This window comes from Streptomyces violaceusniger Tu 4113 (assembly GCF_000147815.2).
Lineage (GTDB): Bacteria > Actinomycetota > Actinomycetes > Streptomycetales > Streptomycetaceae > Streptomyces > Streptomyces violaceusniger_A.
The window spans coordinates 6360847-6376329 of sequence record NC_015957.1 but is presented as its reverse complement, the minus strand read 5'-3'; the positions used below and the strand labels follow the sequence as shown (position 1 = coordinate 6376329).

Annotated in this window: 15 protein-coding genes and 4 pseudogenes; 11 read left to right on the top strand and 8 right to left on the bottom strand. The window is 69.6% G+C overall.

Annotated elements, in window-relative coordinates; all coding sequences use genetic code 11:
* Nucleotides 1–141: 141 nt before the first annotated feature.
* Complete coding sequence (locus tag STRVI_RS25925) at nt 142–1362, bottom strand: metallophosphoesterase (protein ID WP_014058598.1); 1221 nt, start codon at nt 1360–1362, stop codon at nt 142–144.
* Nucleotides 1363–1412: 50 nt separating this feature from the next.
* On the opposite strand from STRVI_RS25925, the pseudogene STRVI_RS25920 reads away from it, so the two are divergent.
* Both STRVI_RS25920 and STRVI_RS53660 read left to right on the top strand, forming a co-directional pair.
* Nucleotides 1413–1814 (top strand): annotated as a pseudogene (locus STRVI_RS25920) (DUF5655 domain-containing protein); the annotation flags it as partial.
* Between the two features lie 116 nt (nt 1815–1930).
* Nucleotides 1931–2044, top strand: a pseudogene (locus STRVI_RS53660) (ATP-binding cassette domain-containing protein); the annotation flags it as partial.
* A gap of 2 nt (nt 2045–2046) precedes the next feature.
* On the opposite strand, the gene STRVI_RS25915 reads toward STRVI_RS53660, so the two are convergent.
* Complete coding sequence (locus tag STRVI_RS25915; protein ID WP_167543221.1) at nt 2047–2841, bottom strand: TetR/AcrR family transcriptional regulator; 795 nt, start codon at nt 2839–2841, stop codon at nt 2047–2049.
* A gap of 84 nt (nt 2842–2925) precedes the next feature.
* Here STRVI_RS25915 and STRVI_RS25910 point away from each other — a divergent pair, with 84 nt between their 5' ends.
* Nucleotides 2926–4194 carry an FAD-dependent oxidoreductase gene (locus STRVI_RS25910; protein ID WP_014058596.1) on the top strand — a complete coding sequence of 423 codons (1269 nt, stop codon included), beginning with the start codon at nt 2926–2928 and terminating at the stop codon, nt 4192–4194.
* Here STRVI_RS25910 and STRVI_RS56470 read toward each other — a convergent pair.
* A complete protein-coding gene (locus STRVI_RS56470; RefSeq protein WP_435532625.1) occupies nt 4161–4442 on the bottom strand; it encodes a hypothetical protein in 282 nt (93 codons plus the stop codon). The two genes, STRVI_RS25910 and STRVI_RS56470, sit on opposite strands and share 34 nt — an antisense overlap.
* Before the next feature lie 370 nt (nt 4443–4812).
* Between STRVI_RS56470 and STRVI_RS25905 the strand changes: the two genes are divergently transcribed.
* A complete protein-coding gene (locus STRVI_RS25905; RefSeq protein ID WP_014058594.1) occupies nt 4813–6219 on the top strand; it encodes an alpha-L-fucosidase in 1407 nt (468 codons plus the stop codon).
* Between the two features lie 484 nt (nt 6220–6703).
* Nucleotides 6704–7494: pseudogene (locus STRVI_RS48600) on the top strand (IS5 family transposase).
* Nucleotides 7495–7577: 83 nt separating this feature from the next.
* Here STRVI_RS48600 and STRVI_RS25900 read toward each other — a convergent pair.
* The 4 genes and pseudogenes from STRVI_RS25900 to STRVI_RS54805 form a co-directional block, all read right to left on the bottom strand.
* Complete coding sequence (locus STRVI_RS25900; protein ID WP_014058592.1) at nt 7578–8324, bottom strand: phosphotransferase family protein; 747 nt, start codon at nt 8322–8324, stop codon at nt 7578–7580.
* Nucleotides 8325–8528: 204 nt separating this feature from the next.
* Nucleotides 8529–8855 carry a divalent-cation tolerance protein CutA gene (cutA, locus tag STRVI_RS25895; RefSeq protein ID WP_014058591.1) on the bottom strand — a complete coding sequence of 109 codons (327 nt, stop codon included), beginning with the start codon at nt 8853–8855 and terminating at the stop codon, nt 8529–8531.
* 125 nt (nt 8856–8980) lie between these two features.
* On the bottom strand, nt 8981–9181 hold the full coding sequence (locus tag STRVI_RS54810) for a hypothetical protein (protein WP_050993754.1): 201 nt from the start codon (nt 9179–9181) through the stop codon (nt 8981–8983).
* Between the two features lie 31 nt (nt 9182–9212).
* Nucleotides 9213–9458 (bottom strand): annotated as a pseudogene (locus STRVI_RS54805) (transposase family protein); the annotation flags it as partial.
* Nucleotides 9459–9700: 242 nt separating this feature from the next.
* Here STRVI_RS54805 and STRVI_RS25885 point away from each other — a divergent pair.
* The 6 genes from STRVI_RS25885 to ung all read left to right on the top strand — a co-directional run bounded on the left by STRVI_RS25885 (nt 9701) and on the right by ung (nt 15026).
* Complete coding sequence (locus tag STRVI_RS25885; RefSeq protein WP_014058590.1) at nt 9701–10768, top strand: LLM class flavin-dependent oxidoreductase; 1068 nt, start codon at nt 9701–9703, stop codon at nt 10766–10768.
* A 511-nt stretch (nt 10769–11279) separates the two neighbouring features.
* On the top strand, nt 11280–12104 hold the full coding sequence (locus STRVI_RS25880) for a HipA family kinase (RefSeq protein WP_014058589.1): 825 nt from the start codon (nt 11280–11282) through the stop codon (nt 12102–12104).
* The gene (locus tag STRVI_RS25875; protein ID WP_014058588.1) at nt 12101–12496 is read left to right on the top strand and encodes a DUF3037 domain-containing protein; all 396 of its coding nucleotides are present in this window, start codon (nt 12101–12103) and stop codon (nt 12494–12496) included. The genes STRVI_RS25880 and STRVI_RS25875 overlap by 4 nt, the downstream gene beginning before the upstream one ends.
* A 159-nt stretch (nt 12497–12655) precedes the next feature.
* On the top strand, nt 12656–13417 hold the full coding sequence (gene fabG, locus STRVI_RS25870) for a 3-oxoacyl-ACP reductase FabG (protein WP_014058587.1): 762 nt from the start codon (nt 12656–12658) through the stop codon (nt 13415–13417).
* A 17-nt stretch (nt 13418–13434) separates the two neighbouring features.
* Nucleotides 13435–14196 (top strand): SDR family oxidoreductase, encoded by a 762-nt coding sequence (locus tag STRVI_RS25865; RefSeq protein ID WP_014058586.1) that lies wholly within the window; start codon nt 13435–13437, stop codon nt 14194–14196.
* Nucleotides 14197–14345: 149 nt separating this feature from the next.
* Complete coding sequence (ung, locus tag STRVI_RS25860; RefSeq protein ID WP_014058585.1) at nt 14346–15026, top strand: uracil-DNA glycosylase; 681 nt, start codon at nt 14346–14348, stop codon at nt 15024–15026.
* Nucleotides 15027–15039: 13 nt separating this feature from the next.
* Here ung and STRVI_RS25855 read toward each other — a convergent pair whose 3' ends face one another.
* A complete protein-coding gene (locus STRVI_RS25855) occupies nt 15040–15447 on the bottom strand; it encodes a DUF3224 domain-containing protein (RefSeq protein ID WP_014058584.1) in 408 nt (135 codons plus the stop codon).
* Between the last annotated feature and the right edge of the window lie 36 nt (nt 15448–15483).

The following is a 15483-nucleotide window of genomic DNA, read 5'->3' as shown; positions in this document are numbered from 1 at the left end:
CGTGGCCACGTATGGCTCGTTGGAGCCGTCGGCCCGGGAATGGTCCGGAGCTTGTCCTCAGCGAGACGGGCCTGGTCATCTGTCGACGCCGCATCCTCGGCTCGTGGACTGCTCCAAGCGGTTGTGTCGGCCCGTCGAGTGCTATGTCGAGGTGGGCAGGTGCGGGGAGCGGAGCACGAGCAGGGTGATCTCGCTGGGGGCGAAGACGCGGAACGGCGGGCCCCAGAAGCCGGTGCCGCGGCTGGTGTAGAGGAGGGTGCGGGGGCCGTGGTGGCTGAGGCCGGCGAGGGCGGGCTGGTCGATGCGGACGAGGTGGTGGAAGGGCCAGATCTGGCCGCCGTGGGTGTGGCCGGAGAGTTGGAGGTCGATGCCGGCGGCTGCTGCCCGGTCGATGAACTTGGGCTGGTGTGCCAGGAGCAGGACGGGTAGGTCGGGGTCGGCGCCGTTCAAGGCTCCGGTGAGGTGGGCGCGGTGGCCTGCCAGGCCGGAGGACTCGGCGGTGACGTCATCCACGCCGGCGACCACGAGGGTGTCGCCTCCGCGTTCGAGCAGCAGATGGCGGTTGCGCAGCGGCTCCCAGCCCAGCTCGTCCATCAGGTCGACCCAGCCCTGGGCCTCGCTGTGGTACTCGTGGTTGCCGGTGACGTATACACGGGCCCGGGTGGCCCGCACGGTACCGAGTGGGGCGGCCTGGGCGCGGCGGCGTTCGGCCGTGCCGTCCGCGATGTCGCCGGTGTGGCAGACCAGGTCGGCTTCCAGAGTGTTCACCGTCTCGCATACCCGCGCCGACCAGCGAGTGCGATCGAGCGGGCCGTAGTGGGTGTCGGTGATGAGGGCGACACGGATGCCGTCCAACCCGGCACCCAGCCGTGGGAGTTGCACGTCGAGTCGGCGCACGCGTGGCACGCGGCGGGCCTCGGCGTACCCCCAGCCGAGCAGTACGGCGGTGATGCCGAGGACGGCCCAGGTGACGATTCGGGCCCGGTCCTGGCTCTCGCCGACGCCGGCCACGGTCAGGGCGAGCCGCAAGAGGACGCCGAGCAGAACGGACCAGGTGAACAGAATCCAGCTGGTGCCCAGCAGGGTGTCGCCGATGATCGCCGCCCGGTCCTGCTGGCGCCGGCCGTGGCCGCGCACCATCGCGAGCGGCATGCCGATGAGACCGAGGGCGAACAGGGCGGTGCCGACCAGCGTGACGGGCAGCGGCCAGTGCTGGCTGGTGTGCAGGAGCACCCAGCAGGGCACAGCCCACAGCAGGACGGGGGCGAACAGGGGGATGTAGCGCATCAGGCGGCGCAGTCGGCTCTGCCGCGGCGCTTGCGCTTCACCCTCGGCGGGCCGGGTGTTGCTGGTGTCGGTCATGCTTCCCCTCCCTGACCAGGCTGCCGTCTCGCGCACTGTATCCGGTCGCCTTGGGCCGGCCGGACCGGCGTCCATGGGCGCGGCCCCTTGGGGCGGGGCCGGTCCACGGCGGGCGGATTGACTCCCTGGGGATCGACGAGAACGGGGCTCCCATGATCGTCGAGTACAAGCGCGGCACCGACGCAGGGGTGATCCATCAGAGATTGTTCTACCTCGCGTGGCTGATGGACCACCGGGCCGAGTTCGAGCACCTGGTCCGCGACCGCTAGGGGGCACGGCCGCAGCCCAGGTGCTGTGGAGCCGACCGAGGCTGATCTGCATCGCCGGCGACTTCATGCGCTACGACATCTACGCCGTGCGTGAGCACTGGCGCAGCATCGACCTGGTCCGCCACCGACTGTTCGGCAGCGACCTGCTCGGCCTTGAGACGGTGGCCTCCGTCAGCGGCCGGGCACCGGCCGTTCGGCGGATTCACCGTCAGACGTCGGTGCGCGGAGTTGGGCAGCGGCAGAGCGGGGTACTGGCCGACCTTGCAGAGGCGGTCGACGAGGCGCCGTTGGGCCTGGGAGAGGGCGTCGACCTGACCATCCCCGCAGGCACCGTCTACGCCCTGCTCGGACCCAACGGGGCCGGCAAGACCACCACAGTCCGGATCCTGTCCACATTGCTGCCCGCAGACGCCTGTTATTCCTGCCGTGTGACCGCGTGCAGGTATGCCTCGGTGAAGAGTTCGCAGACCTCGTTCATGGGTGGGAGGTCAAGGCTCTGTATGGGTTCGAGGAGCGGTCGCGTGAGGATGTGGGTGATCATCGGACCCAGCAGGAGTTGGGCCAGGATCGGGAGTGGCAGTGGTCGTATCCGGCCCGTCTCCACGTGCGGCAGCAGGAGCCGGGCGAGGCTGTCGAATAGGCGCGGGAGGTACGCCCGCATCGCTCGCGCGGCGGGCCCGTCGGGTCGGCTGAAGAGGTCCGCGAAGATCGCCGGGAGCACGCGCGGCTCGCGGTCGAACGCCATGATCACGGCCCGGTAGAGCGCCTGCACAGTGTCCTCCAGGCGCTCCGGCGGGTCGGCGGTGAGGGCTTCCAAGTCGGGTAGCGGGCCGTAGAGTTCGTAGACGGCGCCGAGTAGGCCGTCGCGGCCGTCGAAGACCGTGTGCAAGCTGGGAAGCGAGCACACGGCCCGCTCCGCGACGGCGTCTAGGGTCATCGCGCCGAGGCCCCGCTCGGCGACGAGCTGCGCCGCCGCCTCGATCGCGCGCTCGCGGACCGGCCGCCGACCGCCGGGGTCTACGCCCGCCCGCCGGATCGCCTCGTCCAGCGCGCCCCGTGAGCCGCCCAGCCGGCGCAGCAGTGTGCTGCGGGAGACGCCAGCCGCCGCAGCGATCGCTGTCAGCGGGACGTCCGCGACGTCCCGGCCGCGTTCCTTCGCCGCCGCCAGGGCGGCGGCCACTAGATCCCGCATCTGCTCATCGTCCTGCATGTGCAACATGATACGACTTGACATCTGAGACCGTACCAAAGGTACTCTATACAAGAGTTCCACTCGGAATGAGGGGGGAGTGCCATGAGCGTCGTCATCTCCGGGGGCGGGCCGGCAGGCATGATGCTGGGCCTGCTGCTGGCGCGGGCCGGAATCGAGGTGACCGTGCTGGAGAAGCACGGCGACTTCCTGCGCGACTTCCGCGGTGACACCGTCCACGCGTCCACCGTGCGACTGATGGACGAGCTGGGCCTGGGCCGGAAGTTCGCCTCGCTGCCGCAGACCAAGCTCAGCGACATGGTGGTGCCCACGCAGGACGGCGGCCGTATGCGGCTGACCGCCTTCGCGGCCCTGCCGGCGCCGTACAACTACATCGCGATGATCCCGCAGTGGGACCTGCTCAACCTGCTTGCCCAGGAGGCCCGGCGCGAACCGTCGTTCACCCTGCGGATGAGTACCGTGGCGACCGGGCTGATCCGGGAGGGCGGCAAGGTCGTCGGCGTCCGCTACCGCACCCAGGACGGCGAGGAGGGCGAGATCCGCGCCACCCTCACCGTCGCGGCCGACGGCCGCCACTCCGCGCTGCGCCAGGACGCCGGTCTGGTGCCGCAGGAGTTCCCGGTCCCGTTCGACACCTGGTGGTTCCGGCTGCCCAGGTATGCCGCGGAGCAGGCCCAGGAGCCCCGGCAGGTTGCCGCGTTCCGCGCCGGCGAGTTCGCCCTGAGCCTCACCAGGAACGACTACTTCCAGATCGCCTACTTCACCACGAAGGGATCCGATGCCCGTCTGCGCACCGAAGGCATCGAACGCTTCCGGGCGCGGATCGCCGACCTGATGCCGCAGTACGCGGACCGCGTCGACCAGCTCCCGAGCATGGACGACGTCCACCTGCTCGACGTCCGGCTCAACCGGCTTCCGCACTGGTACGCCGACGGCCTCCTGATGATCGGCGACGCCGCCCACGCGATGTCCCCGGCCGGCGGAATGGGGATCAACCTCGCCATCCAGGACGCGGTCGCGGCGGCCACGCTGCTCGTCGAACCGCTGCGCCGGGACCGGCTGACCACCGCCGGCTTAGCAAAGGTCCAGCGGCGGCGGTGGCGGCCCACAGTGATCATGCAGCGCGTGCAGCTGATGCTGCACGACGGGTTCTTCGCCCCGGTCCTCACCGGCCGCCGAGTCGGCCCGCCCACCTCGATTGTCCTGGCCACCCGGTACCTGCCCGGGTTCCGCCAACTCCCCTCCCGCCTGGTCGCGTTTGGCCCGCGCCCGGAGCACGCCCCGGCCTTCGCCCGGCGCCCCATGGCGGAGCCGGCTAGCTACTTGCCCCTGAAAAAGCGCTTCCCCAGCTGACCACACCGCCCGCTTCCGTCTCGTGCCCCAGCTCGCAGCGTGCCGACCCCTGCCGTACGCAAGCCGACGGCGGTGTGGACCGAGCTGCCCCGGCCCGCGAGCGCCAGAATGTTGAGTGCGGTCAGGCCGAGTTGCTGGCTGGCGGCACCAACGGTCTGCGTGAGGAGGACCGCGATGGTCATGGGGCCGACGCCGCCTGGCACGAGGGTGATGAGGCTCCAAGCCGAGACCCGTCGTCGGCGTGCCACCCCGAAGTCGGCATCGAACAGACGTGATAACCCCAGGAGATAATCCAATAGGATTCCACTCAATCAGGACGCGGCCGCCTCCACGATCTGCTCGCCGAACTCTCGGGGAACGTCAAGCCACGCCGCCCCGTTGGACCAACGCCTGCCACCTGCGGGCGTTCCGGCTGACACTGCTGCCGGGGCTCGCGGGCGTCACCGGGAAGGAATGCCGACGCATCGTCGACGCCGTGGTCGCGGTCCATCCGAGGGCCACGACCGCCATGCGGACCCACCTGTGGGCGGCCCCGGCCGCCCGATCCCTGTCGCCCCTCTTGACTTGCCGCCACCAGGGGAAAATCCTATAGGAAATTCACGTGAGATTGGGACGCTCGTGAAACATTCCTTGAAGATGGCGCTGGCCTGTGCGCTCACCGCGCTGAGCCTTCTGAGCACGGCTGTCGCGGGCGGCACCGCCATGGCCCACACCCCCGCGCCACCGCCCGGCAGCGAACCACGGGACTACGCGTTCGGCGCCACCACCAGCCAGAGCAGCACCGACTTCGGCGGCACCGCCGACCGGGCGGTGGACGCCAACACGGACGGCCGGTACGAGAACAAGTCCGTCTCCCACACCACCGAGGAGTTCCAGCCCTGGTGGCAGGCCGACCTCGGCACCTCGCGGAAACTCGGCTCGATCGTGGTGTGGAACCGTACCGACTGCTGCGCCGACCGGCTCTCCGACGCCTGGGTCCTGGCGTCCGACCAGCCCATCACCGCCACCAACGTGGACGAGGCCAGGAAGCAGCCCGGCGTCAGCTCCTGGCATATCAACACCCTCGACGGGCCTTCCACCCGGATCGCCCTCAACCGCTCCGCCCGCTATCTACGCGTCCAGCTTCAAGGCACCGGCTACCTGTCCCTCGCCGAGGTCCAGGCGTTCGGCGACGCCGTCATCACGCCGTCCCCCGTTGCGCAACGGTGGGTGAAGGACAACCCCTTCGGCATGTTCCTGCACTACAACATGTCGACGTACACCAATGAGCAGTGGGCCGACCCGAACGCACACCCGGCCGCCTTCAACCCCAGCGGCCTCGACCCCGACCAGTGGGCGAAGGCCATGAAATCCGCCGGCATGACGTTCGGCGTGCTGACCGCCAAACACCACGACGGCTTCGCCCTGTGGCCCACCCACTACTCGGACCATGACATCGCCGCCGCGCCCTACGAGAACGGCGAGGGCGACATCATCCGCGCCTACGTCAAGGCCATGCACGCCAACCACCTCAAGGTCGGCCTCTACTTCTCCATCTGGGACCGCCATAACGGCGACAGCCTGGCGCTCGTCAAGGACCAGCTGCGCGAACTCCTCACCCGCTACGGCACGATCGACTACCTCTGGTTCGACGGCTGGGGCTGGTCCGTACCGTATTCCACGATCCCCTACCAGCCGGTCCGCGACATGATCCGCAAGGTCTCCCCTCGCACGGTCGTCGCCAACAACGACCATCTCGGCACCCTGCAGACCACCGACGTCATCGTCTACGAGGTCCCGGTCCAGGGTATGCCGCCCGCCGACAGCCCCCGCCCGACCGACGGCAGCGACACGCTCGACCAGAATCGGACCTGGTTCCACACCACCGAGACCGGCACCCCCCGCCCCGCCGCCGAGATCATCGACAACCTCCACAAGGCCAAGGCCGGCAACGCGCTGTACCTACTGAACGTCGGTCCCGACCGCAACGGCCGCATCCCCCAGGACTACCTTGATCGGCTGAAAGAGATCGGTTCCCTGCAGTGATCCTCGCGCCCGCCGTAAGGCGGACGACGACCGGCCGCGATGGGCGGTACGACTGTGGCGGACCCTGCGGGCGCGTGCCGCACACAGGTCGGCAGCCGCGGCCACTACGCCGTCCGAACCCGCACCGCCGACTGAATATCAGCTCTTCGCGGCCGCTTGCAGAGCCTGCTGATCGCGTCCGGATGGGTCACGAGCGACAGGCGGCCCGCGTCGACCTCGATGGTCCTGGCGTTCATCCGCTGAGCACGACCTCAATCCCCGCATCAGCAAAGATGCCGTCCGGCGCGGCGGCCGCGTGGCCAACCCACAGCATGCCTCCCCTCAATGGCCCGGCGCAGGAAGCGTGATGACGACCTCCCTAACGACTCCTGACAAAAGGAGGTTTCTGGACCTCCGGGAATGACGGTGTGTCAGTTCTCGTTGATGCTGGCCGAAGGGGTGCGAGCCAGTCGAGACGAGGAAGACCGCTGCCCGAGCGTGGGAGATCGACGACAAGTTGTGGGCGCGCATCGAGCCGCTGCTGCCGGTCGTCCCGCGTAATCCGCGGCGTCCAGGTCGTAAGCGTCTGGATAGTCGCAAGTGCGCTATGCGGGATCCTGTTCGTGCTGTACACCGGGATCCGCTGGGAGTTTCTGCCCCAGAAGTTGGGCTTCGGCTCGGGGATGACCTGCTGGCGGGCTGCGGGACTGGAACGAGGCCGGGGTCTGGCAGCGCCTGCACGAGCTGTCGCTCTCCGAGCTGCGGGCCGCAGACCTGCTGGACTTCTCCCGCGCCGCGGTCGACTCCAGCTACATCCGCGCTGAAGGGGGGCCGGCCACCGGTCCGTCCCCGGGGGACCGGGGCAAGGCCGGCAGCAAGCACCACCTGATCGTCGAGGCGCACGGCATCCCGCTCGCGGCAATCACCACCGGCGGTAACCGCAACGACGTCACCCAACTGATCCCGCTGATCCAGGCCGTCCCGCCGATCCGCGGCAAGCGCGGCCGGCCACTGGGCCGCCCCAAGTATCTGTACGCCGACCGCGGCTATGACCACGAGGTCTACCGGGACAAGGTCCGCCGGTTCCAGATCACCCCGCGCATCGCCCGGCGCGGCACCGGGCACGGCTCCGGCCTGGGCGGGTACCGCTGGGTCGTGGAAGGAGCGATCGCGCTGCTGCACTGGTTCCGCCGCCTGCGCATCCGCTGGGAGATCCGCGACGACATCCACCGCGCGTTCGTCACCCTCGGTTGCGCCGTCATCTGCCGGCGACGACTTCGCGCCGCACTTTGTTGAGAGCAAGGGCAGGCGATGCGCCCCAGGGGATGGCCTGCTCGATGCGTCAGGACGCACTTGCAGCAGTCGGGGCTCGCGCAGCCTCACATCCGGGATCTCAGCACGTCGACCTCACAGCCCGGCGCGGACGGGTCGAAGCCGTGCTCGACCAGCCAGCGAACCCCCAGCAGGCTTCGCAACGACCACCACGCGCGGATCACGTCGAGGTCGACGTCGGTGCCATAACCGGCGATGACGTCGTCGAGGTGCTCCTCGTGTCCGAGCGTCAAGGTGGCGAGGTCGAACAGGGCATCACCCCGGCCCGCCTCGGACCAGTCGATGATGCCGGTGACCTCGCCGCCGTCGACAAAGACGTGCTCGATCTGCAGGTCGCCGTGCGTGAACACCGGAGTCCACGGCCGGATCGCGGCCTCGGCGACCTGGCGGTTGCGGGTGACCAGGTCGGCGGGCAGGACGCCGTTCGTCACGAGCAACTCGCACTCGCCGTCGAGTTCCGCCACCAACTCGTCGGGACCCCGGCGGCGCCGGCCGGGCCAGGGCGGCAACGGCGCCTCGTGCAGCTTCCGGATGGCGGCACCCGCCGCGGCCCACGCCGCCGGCGACCCGGTCGACGGCTCACCGAGACGGCCGAGCGCCGTCCCCGGGACGGCGGCGATCGCGAGCACGGGCGGCTTGCGCCACAGGATCTCCGGGGTTGGGACCGGCACCAAGGCCATCGCCTCGACCTCGACGTCGATGCGCGCCTGATCGGTGTCCACCTTCAGGAACACGTCGCCGACGCGCAGGGTCGCGCGCTCGGAATGGGCGACGACGACTTTGACCTCATCCATGGGCGACCACTATCCCGGGGATGATCGCCGATGTCGCCGGGATTATCGCGTGCGATTACGCGGCTGACCGCCTCCCGCTACCCGGCTGCCTCGTGTGCGACACCAACCTCCGACCAGGTCAAGCCTCTGACCCGGTCAAGCCCACCAGTTTTGTTAGGAGTCCTAAGTTCAGGACGCGAACGCCGTCGTACGGCCCGTCGGCCGTCAGGCGCGTGCCGTCTCCTCGACAACCCAGGACAAGTACGCTTCCGACCCACCGGTCACGGGCAGCGTGATCCACTGGGGGACGTCGTACGGGTGCTGCTCGTGTAGCCACGCCTCCAGCGCCGGAAGACGGTCTGTCGTAGTCATGTACGAGATCCGCCACTCCCGCGCCGTCTCGACCTTGCTCTTCCACCAGTAGAAGGCGGTGATCGGCGCATCGATGTGAACGCCCGCTGCCAGCTTGCTCTCGACCGCGCCCCTGGCCAGCGCCTTTGCCTGATCCTCGTCGTCGCTGGTCGTCTGCGCGATCACCATGTCGTTGGCCATGCAAACACCTCTCCAGCTCGGGTACCGCGACCCTACCCAGCCGTATGGGGCGGCGCTCTTGCGGGCTCCCCGTGCCCACTGACCTCGATCTCGACCCAGGCCCCGGCGCCACGCAGCCCCCAGGGTCAGCGACCGTAGTGCGCCAGCTCGCTGGGGACGAGTCCTGGCCGACTGTTGTCCGGCACCCGTAGCTGACTGATCGTCTGCCCGTCGCTGGTCATCGCGGCCAGCAGATGTGCGGACGGGACGTGGCCGTTGCCGGAGCCGCGGGCACTCTTGCCGTCCACCGCGAGTGTGGTGGCCCCGGCCGGATCGCCACCGGCCAAGTCGGCCAGCCCACCTGGGGCAAACCCGCTCCAGCACCCGGCGGATGGTCGCGGCACTGGGCGCGATACGCACCGCGAAGGCGCCGACGACCCGTGTACCCAGCCGGGCCAGGATGGTCTGCGGGGCCGCAGCGGCCCATTGCCCGATCGCCGTGTACGAGCGGGCGCCGGCCACCACCGCGGACGCCGCGATCAGCACCACACTCACGAACGGATGACGTACTCCCCGCCTACGACGCGGGTCCGGCAACCTGACCAGCCGTTCCGTCAGCGACATGCCCGCCACCCGGTGCGGCGGCAGGGTCTTGACGAGACACGGCGTGGCAGACTGACGGCACATTCAAGCTCCGTTGCAGGCAGACGACTTGGGAAGGTCATCTGCATCAACGGTGCTTCGTTGCGTCAGGCACGGCCATCCGGCCTGCGACGGTACGAGATCACGCGACTCCGCAACGGCCCTGAGCCGGGAACTGTCATGCTGAGCACGTTCGATTCCATCCGCACACCTTGGAGGTCTTGATGCGCACGGGCGTCATTGTCGCCGCGCACCCCGGTGTGGAGGACCTCGCCGTGCGGGCCGAGGAGATGGGCTTGCACAGCTTCTGGGTCCACGACACCCCGATGGTCCACGGTGACCCCTTCGTCGCCTTGACCCTGTGTGCGAAGGCCACCAGCCGCATCAGACTCGGCATCGGCGTGACCTCACCGGCGCTGCGCTCGGCCCCGGCCGCCGCGAGCGGGCTGGCCAGCCTCAACGCCCTGGCACCGGGCCGGATCATCTGCGGGGTCGGCACCGGAAACACCGCCCGGCGCACCCTGGGCATGCGTCCGACCACTGCGGCCAGGCTGGAGAACTTCACCGCCGCACTGCAGGACCTGTGCGCCGGAAGGTCGACGGAGTATCGCGAAGGTGACCGGGTCCGCGACATCCGGTTCCTGCACACCGGGGCGCATGTGAACACCGCCGACCCGATCGAGTTCGTCGTGGCCGCGCTGCTCGGACCGAAGGCCGCCGCCGTCGCCGGCCGCCGCGGAACCGGCCTCATCTCCTTCGGCCTGCTGGACCCCACCGCCTGGCACGCGCTTCACGACGCCCGCCGCCACGCCGCCCAGGCCACACCCCATGACCCCGACCCCCACACGGACTCCCGGGCGGACTCCTACGTGGTCACCTCGCTCCACCTCCTCGACGAGGACGAGGACCCCCACGGCGACCCGGCCCGGGACGCCACAGGCCACCTCGTCATGTCGCTACTGGCCTTCGCCGCCGACACACCCGCCTTCGCCGAGCAACTCGGCCCTGAGGAAGTTGAGGCGGTGCGGCGGCTCCTTGACCGGCGCGGCACCACCTCCACCGCACCGGACCGGTACACCAAGCTCTACCCCAACTACCTCGGACGCATTGCACCGCAGGACCGCGACCTGGTCCTGCCCTCGTTGATGAACACCCTGGCCCTGGTCGGCACCCGCGACGACATCCTCACCCGCATCACCGCCCTGGAACAGGCCGGCATCGACGAACTCCTCATGCAGCCGGTGATCGACCCGCCCGCCGAGATGGCCCAGCTCGCGAAACTCCTCACCTGAGTGGACCCGCCCGCCGCACGTCCATGACGTGCACACCTACAAGATCACCAAGACTTTGCAATCGCCCTGGCCCGCGAGCGGAGTACAAGGAGCAGCTGCACCGTGCGGCCGAGGAGTAGAAGGCCGAGCGGGAAGCGCGCCGTCCGGTGTGCGCCGACTGCAGGCGGAGGTTCACCGACGAACGGTGGAAGGCGATCGACCGCACCGGCTGGAGCGCGCGGCCATTCAACGCGGGCAGGCGTGCGGCCGTGGTTGATCTGCACCCTGGCCGAGCAGGCGCCTTACCGCATCAGGTCCCATACGGGTGCTCGTTGGGTATCCGGCCGGGATGGTGTTCGCAGGGCGTTGACGCGTCGTTTTGCGGGCGGGAGACGTTCGCTGCCGGACTTCGGATGTGCCTCGTGCCAGCGGTGGGACTGTGCGATGCGGTCGCGCGGTATTCCGCTGCATACCCGGGCAGTCATTGGAATTTCATGGATTGCAAGGCCAGTAGGTCGGATAACCTGGGAAAATGTTGACCGAAGTCACCGCGATCCGCTATGTCACGCCATTGCGTGAAGGCGGATCGCTGCCGGGCATCGTCGAGGCGGACGATCTGGGCACCTATGTCATGAAGTTCACCGGCGCCGGGCAGGGTCGCAAGACCCTCGTCGCCGAGGTCGTCTGCGGTCGGCTGGGCCGTCGTCTGGGGCTGCGGGTCCCGGATCTGGTGCGGATCCAGCTCGACCCGGTGATCGGTCTGAGCGAGCCCGACCAGGAGGTGCAGGAGCTGCTCAAGGCCAGCGGCGGGCTCAACCTGGGCATGGACTACCTCCCCGGTTCGCTCGGCTTCGACCCGCTCGCCTTCGAGGTGGGCGCGGAGGAGGCCGGCCGGGTCGTCTGGTTCGACGCGCTCATCGGCAATGTGGACCGCTCCTGGCGCAACCCCAACATGCTGGTCTGGCACGGGCAGTTGTGGCTCATCGACCACGGCGCCACGATGATCTGGCACCACGGCTGGCGCGGCCTGGACAAGGCCGCCGGCAAGCCGTACGACGCCTCCGAGCACGTTCTCGCGCCGTTCGCACCGGATGTCGCCGCGGCGGCCGAGGCCCTGGCGCCGCTGATCACCGAGGAGCTGCTCACCGAGGTGGTGGCGGACGTCCCCGACGAGTGGCTGACCGACGAGCCGGGCTTCGACGGCCCGGACGCGGTGCGCCGCGCCTATGTCGAGGTGCTGCTGGAGCGGGCGGCCACGGTCGGAGCGAGGGTCACGCTCGGCGAGCGCGCCGGTGAGGAGCCGTCCAAGGCCCCGGAGTGGCTGCGGGTGTGGGTCGATGGAAAGGCGTCGAAGTGAGCGGGTTCCACAACGGCCGGGATGTCTTCGAATACGCCGTGCTGCGGGTCGTCCCCCGGGTCGAGCGCGGTGAGCAGATCAACGCGGGCGTCGTCGTCTACTGCCGCGCCACGTCCTTCGTAGCGGCCCGGGTCCATCTGGACGAGGACCGGCTGCGCGCCCTCGACCCCTCGGCGGACGTGCGGGCGGTACGGGCCGCGCTGCGCGCGGTGGAGTGCGTCTGCTGCGGGGGAGAGCGGGCCGGTCAGGCGGCGGAGGACGACCCGGGACGGCGCTTCCGCTGGCTGGTCGCGCCGCGCTCCACGGTCGTCCAGCCGGGGCCGGTGCACACGGGGCTGACGGCGGACGCGGAGGCGGAGGTCGAGCGGTTGCTCGATTTGCTGGTGCGGTGACACACCGGGTGAAAGCGCCCGGAGGTGAGCGAGTACATAAGGGCGGTCGTTGACAGGCGGTGGCGGGCCTCATAGCGTCTCGTGCGCAGGAGAGACTAAGCGGTTGCTCACTCCCGGGGCCGGGACGGTGAGCCGCCATCGATGCGAGGGAGAACCCGCATGTCCACCACCGAGCAGCGCGTTGCCATCGTGACGGGCGCGGCCCGCGGCATCGGCGCGGCGACCGCCGTGCGCCTGGCCGAGGAGGGTCGCGTCGTCGCCGTGCTCGACCTCGACGAGGGGTCCTGCGCGGACACCGTGGCGAAGATCACCGAGGCGGGTGGCAAGGCCATCGCCGTGGGCTGCGATGTGTCGGACGCCGAGCAGGTCGAGGCCGCCGTCGCGCGTGTCGCCGAGGAGCTCGGCGCGCCGACGATCCTGATCAACAACGCGGGCGTGCTCCGCGACAATCTGCTCTTCAAGATGAGCGAGTCCGACTGGGACACCGTGATGAACGTGCATCTGCGGGGCGCGTTCCTGATGTCGCGCGCCTGCCAGAAGCACATGGTGGACGCCGGCTTCGGCCGGATCGTCAACCTCTCCAGCAGCTCCGCGCTGGGCAACCGCGGCCAGGTCAACTACTCCGCGGCCAAGGCCGGAATGCAGGGCTTCACCAAGACCCTCGCCATCGAGCTCGGCAAGTTCGGCGTCACCGCCAACGCCGTGGCCCCCGGTTTCATCGCCACCGACATGACCGCCGCGACCGCCCAGCGCGTCGGCATGGGCTTCGACGACTTCCAGAAGGCCGCCGCGAGCCAGATCCCGGTGCAGCGGGTCGGCGTGCCCGGCGACATCGCCAACGCGGTCGCCTTCTTCACCGGCGAGGCGGCCGGTTTCGTCTCCGGCCAGGTCCTGTACGTGGCCGGCGGCCCGCTCAACTGATCAGGAGTCACCACCAGATGACCGCGCAGATACAGGACAGCGGCAAGGCCGCGCTCATCACCGGGGCGAGCCGGGGGATCGGCTACGCCATCGCCGAGGCGATGGTGGCCCGCGGCGACCGGGTGTGCATCACCGGGCGCAACGAGGGCGCGCTCAAGGAGGCCGTGGAGCGGCTCGGGCCCGACCGTGCGATCTACGCCGCCGGGAAGGCCCATGACCAGGCGCACCAGGCGGCCGCCGTCGAGCGGACGATGGAGGCGTTCGGGAGGATCGACCACCTGGTCAACAACGCCGGCACCAACCCGGTCTACTCGCCCATCGCCGATCTCGACCTCGATGTGATCCGTAAGGTCTTCGAGACCAACGTCGTCTCGGCACTGGGCTTCGCCCAGCGGACCTGGAAGGCATGGCAGCAGGAGAACGGCGGCACGATCGTCAATATCGCCTCGCTCGCCGGGATGTCGTCCTCGCCGTTCATCGCGGCGTACGGCGTCAGCAAGGCCGCCATGATCAACCTCACGGTGCAGCTCGCCCAGGAGTTCGCCCCACAGGTCCGCGTCAACGCCATCGCGCCGGCGGTGGTGAAGACCAAGTTCGCCACCGCCCTGTACGAGGGGCGGGAGGAGGAGGCCGCCGCGGCCTATCCGCTGAAGCGGCTCGGCGCGCCGGAGGACATCGGGGGCGCGGCCGCGTTCCTCACCTCCGACCAGGCGGCGTGGGTCACCGGCCAGACGCTCGTCGTGGACGGCGGCATCCTCCTGGGTGCCGGGATCGGCTGACCGGCTGGGCGCCGGGATCGGCTGACCGGCGCTCGGTCCGACTCCGCGCCATGGGCACCGCAGGCCGGTGCCCGGTCGACATGAGGCGTTGTCAGCGGCCGCCGGTAGGTTCTGTGCCGTAGACGGAACACGACCGGAGGTTTGTAGACGTGCCCTATGTGCTGCCCGAGTCCTGGCGCGGGGTCCTCGGCGAGGAGCTGGAGAAGCCCTATTTCAAGGAGCTCACCGAGTTCGTCGAGGAGGAGCGGGACAAGGGGCCGGTGTACCCGCCGCGCGAGGAGGTGTTCGCCGCTCTGGAGGCCACGCCGTTCGACCAGGTGAAGGTGCTCGTCCTCGGGCAGGACCCGTACCACGGCGAGGGTCAGGGCCACGGTCTGTGCTTCTCGGTGCGGCCGGGCGTCAAGACCCCGCCGTCCCTGCGGAACATCTTCAAGGAGATGAAGGAGGAGCTCGGCCACCCGGTGCCCGACAACGGCTATCTGATGCCGTGGGCGCGGCAGGGTGTGCTGCTGCTCAACGCGGTGCTGACGGTCCGGGGCGGCGAGGCCAACTCCCACAAGAGCAAGGGGTGGGAGAAGTTCACCGACGCGGTGATCCGCGCGGTGGCCTCGCGTCCCGATCCGGCCGTCTTCGTGCTCTGGGGGAACTACGCCCAGAAGAAACTGCCGCTGATCGACGCGTCGCGGCATGCGGTGGTGAAGGGGGCGCACCCGTCCCCGCTGTCGGCGAAGAAGTTCTTCGGCTCGCGCCCCTTCACTCATATCGACGAGGCGGTCAAGGCCCAGGGACACACTGCGATCGACTGGCGGATCCCGGACCTCGGCGCCTGACCGGACGACACGGCTAGAGGGTGTAGTCGAAGCTGTAGGGGATCTCGGTCTCCCCGCGTACGGCGGCGAAGGTGCCCGATCCGGTGAGCCCGGCCAGCTCGCCGGTGCCGGATCCGGGCACCACCTCGAAGGTGCAGTGGACGGTGGCGTCCTCGCCCCAGCTACCGTGCTGCAGTACGACGAAGCTGCCCGCGCGCCCGTCGAGGGTGCCGGTCAGCAGCTCGTAGCCGCAGCAGACGCCGGTCTTGTCGGACAGATAGGTGATCGCGTAATTGCAGGTCGTCCGGGGTGCCTCGATGCCGCCCGAGAAGGCGTTCGTCACCACGGCCTGGGCCAGCTTCGCGCCGCCGTCCTCGGCCTCTTCGAGGGCGGTCTCCTTCCAGTCGGCGTAGGTGAAGTGCCCGGTGGTGTGCGTGGTCATGGCGGGTCCTTTCAGGGGCCGTCAGGGGCTGATCAG